Annotated in this window: 8 protein-coding genes and 1 CRISPR repeat array; all 8 genes read left to right on the top strand. The window is 65.7% G+C overall.

All coding sequences use genetic code 11. The features are described 5' to 3' along the window. Positions 1-549: 549 nt before the first annotated feature. Genes ON26_RS19965 through cas2e form a run of 8 tightly spaced genes read left to right on the top strand, consistent with a single transcriptional unit; the run spans position 550 to position 9,442 of the window. Positions 550-3,285: a CRISPR-associated helicase/endonuclease Cas3 gene (locus ON26_RS19965; RefSeq protein ID WP_083884225.1), complete on the top strand. Its 2,736-nt coding sequence runs from the start codon at positions 550-552 to the stop codon at positions 3,283-3,285. Next, positions 3,282-5,006 carry a type I-E CRISPR-associated protein Cse1/CasA gene (gene casA, locus ON26_RS19960; RefSeq protein WP_040797737.1) on the top strand — a complete coding sequence of 575 codons (1,725 nt, stop codon included), beginning with the start codon at positions 3,282-3,284 and terminating at the stop codon, positions 5,004-5,006. The genes ON26_RS19965 and casA overlap by 4 nt, the downstream gene beginning before the upstream one ends. Further along, complete coding sequence (casB, locus tag ON26_RS19955) at positions 4,978-5,622, top strand: type I-E CRISPR-associated protein Cse2/CasB (RefSeq protein WP_051027263.1); 645 nt, start codon at positions 4,978-4,980, stop codon at positions 5,620-5,622. Before casA ends, casB begins: the two co-directional genes overlap by 29 nt. Positions 5,623-5,627: 5 nt before the next feature. After that, positions 5,628-6,737 (top strand): type I-E CRISPR-associated protein Cas7/Cse4/CasC, encoded by a 1,110-nt coding sequence (gene cas7e, locus ON26_RS19950; RefSeq protein ID WP_245545920.1) that lies wholly within the window; start codon positions 5,628-5,630, stop codon positions 6,735-6,737. After that, positions 6,734-7,441, top strand: a complete 708-nt coding sequence (gene cas5e, locus ON26_RS19945) for a type I-E CRISPR-associated protein Cas5/CasD (RefSeq protein ID WP_040797735.1) — start codon at positions 6,734-6,736, stop codon at positions 7,439-7,441. Before cas7e ends, cas5e begins: the two co-directional genes overlap by 4 nt. Then, on the top strand, positions 7,438-8,121 hold the full coding sequence (gene cas6e, locus ON26_RS19940; protein WP_245545919.1) for a type I-E CRISPR-associated protein Cas6/Cse3/CasE: 684 nt from the start codon (positions 7,438-7,440) through the stop codon (positions 8,119-8,121). The genes cas5e and cas6e overlap by 4 nt, the downstream gene beginning before the upstream one ends. Further along, complete coding sequence (gene cas1e / locus ON26_RS19935) at positions 8,118-9,071, top strand: type I-E CRISPR-associated endonuclease Cas1e (RefSeq protein WP_040797733.1); 954 nt, start codon at positions 8,118-8,120, stop codon at positions 9,069-9,071. Before cas6e ends, cas1e begins: the two co-directional genes overlap by 4 nt. Then, on the top strand, positions 9,065-9,442 hold the full coding sequence (gene cas2e / locus ON26_RS32430; protein ID WP_083884224.1) for a type I-E CRISPR-associated endoribonuclease Cas2e: 378 nt from the start codon (positions 9,065-9,067) through the stop codon (positions 9,440-9,442). The genes cas1e and cas2e overlap by 7 nt, the downstream gene beginning before the upstream one ends. A gap of 40 nt (positions 9,443-9,482) precedes the next feature. Further along, positions 9,483-9,755: a CRISPR direct-repeat array (repeat unit 29 nt; unit sequence GTGCTCCCCGCGCACGCGGGGATGAGCCC). Positions 9,756-9,787: the final 32 nt, after the last annotated feature.

The following is a 9,787-nucleotide window of genomic DNA, read 5'->3' as shown; positions in this document are numbered from 1 at the left end:
CGGGGATGAGCCCCGCGAGGTAGCGGCCGGTCTCGGCATCGGTCTGTGCTCCCCGCGCATGCGGGGATGAGCCCTGAATAGCAAGGACAACTGAATATGGCCGGTGGTGCTCCCCGCGCATGCGGGGATGAGCCCGCATCCAAGCCGGGCAAGCCGATGAGCATGCCGTGCTCCCCGCGCATGCGGGGATGAGCCCAAGGCCGATGGTCGGCACGAGATGGAAGCGAAGTGTCCCCGCGCATGCGGGGATGAACCCCCAAGGCCGACGGAAAGCATGAGCTGGAGGCGAAGTGCTCCTCGCGCAGGCGGGGATAATCCCAATGCGTTGTCTGACAGCACGACACCACCAATGCGGGCTCAGCGTTGAACACCACTACCGCGGACTTGACCAAACCGTGGCGCGAGCGTCCATGTTGAGGTGCGTTCAAACGACACGGGAAAGGGTCGGTGATAGCTACTCTCGGCGCATGGCGCTCCGGCCGGACGAAGAACATGTCAGTGGCAGGGCATAGTGTGCGTCGCGTCGAGACTTGACCAGTTGGGGGTTCGGTGCTGAGCAGGGCAACGCTGTCGGCTTGGGCGAAAAGCGATCGGGAGGGCGGAAGCCTCTCTCTGGTAAGGCATTTGGCCGATTCCGCTGAGGTGGCCAAGCTGGTGTGGGATCTGTGGCTGCCACCGCACACTCGTCGTGTGATCGCCGCGGAGCTGGCCGGCGGCGAATCGGATGGGCAGTTGCTGCTGCGCTGGCTCGCGGGTGTGCACGACATCGGGAAGCTGACTCCGGCGTTCGCATGTCAAATGCCTGCGCTAGCTGACGCCATGGACGCCAAGGGCCTGAAAATGCCCAGGGCTTTGGGGAATCGGAACGAGTTGCCGCACGGCCTCGCTGGGCAGATCAGCGTGATGGACTTTCTCGTTGACGCGGGTTGGGACGCCGCGACGGCGATCACGTATGCGGTCGTGGTCGGTAGTCACCACGGGGTTCCACCCAACACCGGACAGGCGTATTTCGCGCGCTCGCAGCGCAATCTGCTCGGATCGGGACAGTGGGAGCAGTCGCGCCGTGAGCTGTTGGAATTCGTGACCAACAGAATCGGCGCGGCAGATCGTCTGGATGCCTGGCGGACGGTGCCGCTCTCGCCCGCGCAGCAGTGTCTGCTCACGGCTGCGGTGATCGTCTGCGACTGGATCGCCAGCAATCAAGATCTTTTTCCGCTGGACGAGGCGCGGGTGTCGAGCGAAGCCGCTCCGCTCGCCTGGCGAGTGCTCGGCTTACCGGGGCCGTGGCAACCTGCCGCTGTCGGCGTCACCGGCGAAGCAGACGGACACGATTTCGTGCGTCAGCGGTTCGGCTGGCCTGTTTCGGTGCGTGCGCGCCCTCTGCAACTCGAATGTGTGCGGATCGCGTCCGAGATACCGGAGCCGGGATTGATGGTCGTCGAAGCGCCGATGGGGGAGGGCAAGACCGAAGCGGCACTCGCGGCCGCGGAGATCCTGGCACAGCGGTTCGGCTTCGGCGGAGTGTTCGTCGCGTTGCCGACTATGGCGACCTCGGACGCGATGTTCGCTCGAGTCCGGCGTTGGGTGGCGAACCTGCCGGACACGCCGGCGACGATGTTCCTGGCGCATGGGCGAGCGGCATTGAACCCTGAGTTCACCGAATTGCGTAGGGGGTTCGATTCGATCGGCACAGATTGCTCGGACAGTCATGTCATCGCGCACGAGTGGTTCGTCGGCAAGAAGGGGCCGCTGGCCAATATCGTCGTGGGCACCATCGACCAGGTGCTCAGGACGGCGCTCAAGTCGCGCCACGTGATGCTGCGTCACCTTGCGATCGCGAACAAGGTCGTGGTGATCGACGAGGTGCACGCAGCGGACTCCTACATGTCGACCTACCTGTGCCGGACGCTGGAATGGCTTGCCGCTTACGGCGTGCCGGTAGTGCTGCTGTCCGCGACGTTGCCTCCTGCGCAGCGGGAATTGCTGACGGAGGCGTACCGGCGTGGTCGCGGTGATGGGGGTGGTCGGGTCGAGGAGGTCGGCGGCTATCCCTCGATCACGGTGTGGCCGAATCCGGAGTTCGGGTCCGAAGTCCCTCCGTCGGGCCGTTGTATCGCCGGAATCGGGATCGAGCGGATCGGTGATGATGCCGGGGGCTTGGCTCGTCAGCTCTCCGAAGCGTCTCGCGAGCTGGGCGGGGTCATCGGCGTGGTGTGCAACACCGTCGCTCGCGCACAGGAAACCTACGACGCGATGATCGAGGCCGGATTCGGCGATGACGAAGTGCTGCTGGTGCATTCCCGATTCGTGGCCCACCATCGTGCCGCTCTGGAATCGCGGCTGAGATCGCTACTCGGGCCACCAGGAGAGGCTCAACGGCCGCACCGTTTCGTGGTGGTGGGCACTCAGGTGATCGAGCAGTCGCTGGATATCGATCTCGACCTGCTGATCACCGATCTGGCTCCGATGGACCTGCTGCTACAACGCATCGGGCGTCTGCACAGGCATCTCCGTGACATGCGGCCGACCTGGGTTGCCCGTCCGAAATGCCTCATCCGAGGGGCGAACTGGGAGGCGGTGCCGCCGGAGCCGATAGTCGGGTCGCAGCGGATCTACGGCGGGTCGAGACTGTTGCGTGCCGCCGCTGTACTCGACGCGCGGACGGCGGTGACCGTCCCGGCGGATGTGCCGGAGCTGGTGTCATGCGCTTACACAGAGGACATCGTTGTGCCTGCGGCCTGGGGGGACGCGGTCGAGGCAGCCGACACACAGTGGCACGCCTTCATCGAGAACCAGCGAGTGAAGGCGCAGTCGTATCTTCTGGCCGGCCCCGACAGCATGAACCGCACATTGATGGATTGGCTGACAGCAGCGGTGCCCGACGCCGAAGGTGCGGGCGGCCAAGCGCAGGTTCGTGATGCCGAAGACAGCATCGAAGCGATTGTCGTCCAGCGGATCGGCGAGGCCCTGCACACACTCGGCGACACCCCGGGGGCCGAGGGGTGCCTCATCCCCACCGAGACAGCGCCCCCGGCGAAGCTCGCCAAGCAGGTCGCCGCGAGCACGATTCGCCTGCCGGCCTTCCTGTCGCGATACGGCAACACCGACAGAGTCATCCGTGTTCTCGAGAACAACTGGTATCCGGGCTGGCAGGAATCGCATTGGCTCAAAGGCGAACTCGTGCTGGAACTCGACGAGAAATACCGAGCCGAAGTGGCCGGGTACCGCCTGGTCTACGACATTCGACGTGGACTCCTGGTTACCTCGGCTGAGGAAGGGCAATGACTGCGACATCAGAGACGACATCCCGGGAGCCGGCTACCGGCCGATCCTTCGACCTGCTCGAGGAACCGTGGATTCCGGCGACCGACCACGCCGGTCGAGTTCACCAACTCTCGATCCGCGAGGTACTCGGCCGGGCGCACGAACTCGCGGCTCTGGGCGGCGAGATGCCGACCCAAGAGTTCGCGATCCTGCGCCTGCTTCTGGCGATCGTGTATCGCAGCGTCGCCCATCGCGTGACCAACCCGCTGCGGACCTGGGCGGAGCTGTGGGACGAATGGCCGGGCGAGGACATCGACCGCTACCTCGACACCCATCGCGATCGTTTCGATCTGTTCCATCCGCAGATGCCGTTCTTCCAAGTGCCGGGCTTGCGGTCGGGCAAGGACGCGGTGAGTTCGCTGGACAAGGTCATCGCCGACGTTCCCAACGGTGCCAAGTACTTCACGACCCGCGCGGGCCAGGCGATCGAGCGGATCGGATTCGCCGAGGCGGCCCGGTGGCTGGTACACGTTCACGCGTTCGACCCGTCCGGCATCAAGACCGGCGCCGACGGTGACGTTCGTGTCAAGGGCGGCCGCGGATATCCGATCGGTGTTGCGTGGACGGGCTGCCTGGGCGGGGTGTATCTCGAAGGTGGCGATCTGCGTCGCACACTGTTGCTGAATCTGGTGCTCGCCGACATGAACGGAAACCCCTTCGCGCGAGACGATCTGCCGCCCTGGGAGCGCGATGTGTACGGGCCGGGGGTGCGGGAGCGCGGCGCGCCCGGCAGCTCGAAAGTGGTCGCAGACCCGAACCCGCGCGGTCCCGTGGACTTGTTCACCTGGCAGAGCCGGCGGGTCCGGCTCGTCGGTTCCGACAGTGAAGTAACGGGCATCGTTTTGTGCAATGGCGATGCGTTGGAGCCGTTCAACCGTCATCTGCTCGAGCCCATGACGGCGTGGCGGTTCAGTGAGATCCAGTCGAAGAAGGCCGGCGAGCCGCGGCATTACCCACTCACTCACGACCCCGACAAGTCGTTGTGGCGAGGGTTGCGTTCACTGCTGGACGACATCGCCAGTGCGGCACCGGTGAACGGCCGGGGCATTGCTCCCGGTGTAGTCGAGTGGGCGGGGAAATTGCTTGCCGAGCAGGCGTTGCCCGCCGACCAGCCGGTCCGGCTGCACGCGGTGGGGATGCAGTACGTCAACAATCAGTCCGTCGTCGGCGAGGTTGTCGACGACGCCATCGGATTTCCTGCCGCGCTGCTCGCACCGGACCCGCAGCTTCGGCAGTGCGCGGTGAGCGCGGTGCGAACGGCCGAAGCGGTGGTCGACGCGTTGGGCAACTTGGCCGGCGACCTGGCCGCAGCGGCAGGCGGTGAGACCGATGGTGCCCGGGCCCGCGTCCGCGAGGAAGGCTTCTTCGCTCTGGAAGCCCCGTACCGGCGCTGGCTACGCGAACTCGATCCACTCGAGTTCGACAATGACGCTGCGGCGAGCAGTTGGGAACAGACGGTGTATCGGATTATCCGCAAGTTGGGATCGGAGCTGATTTCCACTGCGGGACAACCTGCTTGGGTCGGAAGGGTGGTGCGGGAGAGATGGTTGGACGCGAGCATCGCCGACGGCCGCTTCTACCACAAGCTACGCATGAATCTCCCGTCCGCGTTCACCACCGAGACGACCGAACCCGTAAAGGAGGAGACAGCGAATGACGAACTCGTCGCCGTCGCGTTCTGATCGCGAAACCGCCCTCGCCGATCATGTCCGCGCCAAAGTGGCAGCTCTGCAGGATCGGTACCGCAACGGTGACAGCGAGGCTCTCGCGGCGATGGCGCGGTTGCGACGTGGTGTTGCGAGCAAGCCCGGAGCGGACCCGGCACTGTGCGAACTGACCCTGGCCGGTCTGCCGGACCTGGTCGCCACACGCGACATCATGTCGCGGGATGAGCGCGACGGCGCCGCCACCGTGTGGGAGCGAGCCGCCCACCACGCGATCACCCTGCACGCGCTGCATCAGCAGTCGCGCAGCGAGCGGATGCATCGTTCCGGGCCGACCGTCGGAGCCGCCGTCGCCACGCTCGGCAGAAACCTCGGCTCGATCGAAGCCGTGCGCGCCCGCTTCCACGCCCTCGGTACCGCCGGCGACCACGACGCCCGGCTGATCCACCTGCGCGGCCTGATCACCCAGATGCGCAGCCAAGGCATCCCCCTCGACTACGCCCGTCTCGCCGTGGATCTCGCCCGCCTCGACGACGGCACCTACACCGACCGAGTCCTGCTGGCGTGGGGCAGGGATTACCACCGTAAGCCCGCAGCGGATGCAGCCGACAACACCGAAGGAGTCCAGCAGTGACCAGAATGTTCATCGACGTCCACGTCCTGCAGACCGTGCCGCCGAGCAATATCAACCGTGACGACACCGGCAGCCCGAAGACCGCTGTCTACGGTGGCGTCCGCCGTGCCCGTGTGTCGAGCCAGGCATGGAAGCGCGCGACTCGCACCGAGTTCCGTGCCCTGGTCGACCCGACGACCCTCGGCGTGCGCACGAAGCGTGTGGTCGAACTCGTCGCGGAGCGGATCGACAACCGCATCGCCGATACCGAAAAGCGTCTCGCGGCGGCGACCCAGGTGCTCAAGGACGCAGGGATCGTTCTGGAGAAGCCGAAGAAGCGCAAGGATGTCGAAGAGGACTTGGTCGAGCAGTCGAAGTACCTTCTGTTCCTCAGCGCCACGCAGATCGACCGCCTGGCCCAGCTCGCCGTCGACGCCGATGGCGGCACCAAGATCGACAAGGCCGTTGCGAAGGCGGCCGCCAGAGGCTCGGACAGTATCGATGTGGCACTGTTCGGCCGCATGGTGGCCGACTCGGCCGATCTGAGCGTCGACGCTGCCGCGCAAGTCGCCCATGCGATCAGCGTGCACGGCGTGAACAACGAATTCGACTACTTCACAGCCGTAGACGACCGCGCCCCCGACGACAACGCCGGCGCCGGAATGATCGGCGTCGTCGAATACAACTCGTCCACCCTCTACCGATATGCCACGGTGAACGTGGAAATGCTCGAAAAGAACCTGGGCGACAAGTCCGCGACCGTGCACGCGGTCGAGACTTTCCTCAAAGCGTTCGTGCGTTCCATGCCCACCGGCAAGCAGAACACCTTCGCCAACCGGACCTTGCCCGACGCGGTGGTCATCAGCCTGCGCACCGACCAGCCCATCAATTTGGTAGGGGCATTCGAGGAGCCGGTCCAGGACATCGGCGCGGCCCGCGCCACCACCGCGGCAAAGGCCCTCGTGACCCGGTATCAGGGGATCGAATCGGCGTTCGGCGGGGAGGAGACGACCAACTTCGTGGTCAGCACCGGTGAAGGCGCCGATATCCTCGCCGAGATCGCAACCCCGGTCCCGTTCGCTACGGCGGTCGATGGTGTGGTCGATCAGGTGCGCGCAACTCTGGGGTTGTCGTGACCGTCCTGCTGCTGAGACTGGCCGCGCCCTTGCAGTCGTGGGGGGTGGCCAGTCGTTTCGCGCGGCGGGAGACCCAGCAATACCCGTCGAAGAGCGGCATCCTCGGATTGATCGCCGCAGCCCAGGGCAAGCGCCGCACGGACCCGATCGAAGATGCTCTGCAAGGGCTCGCATTCGGGGTGCGCGTCGATCAACCGGGGCGGTTGGTGCGTGATTTCCAGGTAGCGCTCAGTATCGACAAAACCCGTAACTTTCCTCTGTCCCAGCGCTACTACCTTGCCGACGCTGTCTTTCTCGCGGCGATCGAAGGTGATCGTGGATTGCTCGAAGGGATTCAGGACGCGTTGCGCCGCCCCGCTTTTCCGCTCTATCTCGGGCGCCGCTCATGCCCGGCGGCGGAGCCCCTCATCATCGCCGCGCCGATCGAAGACCCGCTCGAAAACGCGTTGCGCGACGCGGAATGGCAGGCGGCGAAATGGTATCGGCGTTCGCAATACCGGCGCGTGCGCCTGCCCATCTATCGAGATCTGCTCGACGCCGATCCCGCCGAGCAATTGCGGGAACGAGTCCGCGATCTGCCGTTGAGCTTCGACCCGGCCCGCCGCGAATACGGCTGGCGAACAGTCGTGGAGGACTTCACGACCGTGGAGAATCCGGACGGGCGCAGCGAGCACCAGCCGATGGCCGCATTGGGAGGCGAATGATGTTCCTGTCACGCGTGCCGCTGAACCCTGCACGGGCCGGAACCCGGAAACTGCTGTCCTCACCGCAGGTCGCTCACGCGGCTGTCATGGCAGCCTTTCCGCCAGAAGACGACACGGCGGCCAGCCGAGAAGGCCGAGTGCTGTGGCGCATCGATCGCCGCGACCACGCGGTCGATCTGTATGTCGTGAGCCCGGCCGAGCCCGACTTCACCCATGTCGTGGAGCAGGCCGGCTGGCCCACCACCACCGCGTGGACTTCGCGGAAATATCTGCCACTGCTCGACAATCTCACCACGGGGCAGCAGTGGCATTTCCGGTTGACGGCGAATCCGGTGCGGGCGGCTGTGGATCGAGGGGAGGGTGTCGCACTGGCGCGTGGAAAACGCAACGGTCTCACCGAAGAAGATCAGCTGACATGGCTGACGAAGCGGACGGAGGCAAACGGCTTCCGGCTCGGACTGTGCCGAAACCCCGACGGGGACGAGCCGGACGTGCGGATCATCGACCGATCGACATTGCGGTTCCGGCGCGGCCCGGCCACGGTCACCGTGTCCACCGCCACCTACGAAGGCACGCTGGAAGTTATTGATCCACAGGCCTTGCGGCGCGCACTGGCCAACGGCATCGGGAGGGCAAAAGGCTATGGGTGTGGGCTGATGACGTTGGCTCCACCCGCATGAGCGACATTCCCTCAGCGCGCCCGATACGCATCGGTGAACTGGTCCGGGCCCGCGACCGGCTGTCGTTCATCTATCTGGAGCGTTCCGTCGTGCACCGTGACGGAAACGCCATCACGGCAACCGATGAGCGCGGCGTCGTCCACATCCCCGCCGCGACCATCGGTGCCCTGCTGCTGGGGCCTGGCACCCGCGTCACGCACCAAGCGATGATGTTGCTCGCCGACAGCGGCTCCACCGCGGTCTGGGTGGGGGAGCGCGGGGTTCGTTACTACGCCCACGGACGCAGCCTAGCCCGCAGCTCCCGACTTCTCGAAGCGCAGGCCACCGCCGTCACCAACCAGACCGCCAGGCTACGGGTGGCTCGAACCATGTACGAGATGAGGTTTCCCGGCGAGGACGTATCGGCACTCACCATGCAGCAACTTCGCGGCCGCGAAGGAGCACGTGTGCGTCGCCTGTATCGCATGCACGCCGAACGTGTCGGAATCGAATGGAGCCGACGCGATTACGATCCCAGCGATTTCGGCGCCGCCGACCCGATCAACCAAGCACTGTCCGCGGCCACCACCTGCCTCTACGGCATCGTGCACGCCGTCGTCGTCGCCCTCGGTTGCACGCCCGGACTCGGTTTCGTCCACACCGGCCACGAACGCTCGTTCGTTTTCGACCTCGCCGACCTCTACAAGGCCGACTTCGCCATACCGGCCGCCTTCGATGCCGCCGCCGAAGGCGGTGACGACATCCCATCGGTGACTCGTCGAGCCGTCCGTGACGCCGTTCACGCAGGACGGTTGCTCGAGCGCTGCTGCGCAGACGTCTATGCGCTGCTGCTGCCGGAGGAATCCGACGGCGCCGCCGAATGGGACACCGACATCGTCGAGCTCTGGGATCGCAAAGGCAATGTCGCAGGCGGTATCTCCTACAGCGACGAAGAAGAAGTGCCGTGGTAGTGCTCGTCCTCAGCGCCTGCCCCGCAGGCCTGCGCGGCCACCTGACCCGATGGTTCCTCGAGATCAGTCCCGGCGTCTTCGTCGGAATTGCCAGTGCCCGTGTACGTGAGCTTGCCTGGGACCGGGTTGTCGAACTCTGTAAAGACGGCCGCGCCATCATGATCCACAGCACCCGAGGCGAACAACGACTCGCTTTCAAAGTGCACCGCCACGACTGGCAACCCGTCGACTTCGACGGAATCCACCTCATGCGCCGCCCCCACACCGCCGACGTGAAGGCCGGCGGCGCACGAGCTGGGTGGAGCAAAGCCAGCCGCTATCATCGTGCTGCGCGGCGGAAGCCTGCGTCGCAGTCCGACGAAAGTGAATGAAAAACAGCCAAACTCGTTGCAAACATGCAGGTCAACAAGTGTGCTCCCCGCGCACGCGGGGATGAGCCCACCAGGCCAGCAAACCCAACCAGGCCGCCCAAGTGCTCCCCGCGCACGCGGGGATGAGCCCCTCGACCCAATCGCGATGGCTGAGCACCATGCGTGCTCCCCGCGCACGCGGGGATGAGCCCCGGCGGCGGTGCGGGCGGGCTCGTGGCCGGGAGTGCTCCCCGCGCACGCGGGGATGAGCCCGCGCACCACGTCAGCGCCAATACGATCCACAGGTGCTCCCCGCGCACGCGGGGATGAGCCCCGCGATCGGCGCGGGCACATCGAGTCTCGTGC

The sequence above is a fragment of the Nocardia higoensis NBRC 100133 genome, from assembly GCF_000308595.1.
Taxonomy (GTDB): domain Bacteria; phylum Actinomycetota; class Actinomycetes; order Mycobacteriales; family Mycobacteriaceae; genus Nocardia; species Nocardia higoensis.
Note: the sequence above shows the minus strand (reverse complement) of the source record. Positions and strands in the feature narration are given on the sequence as shown.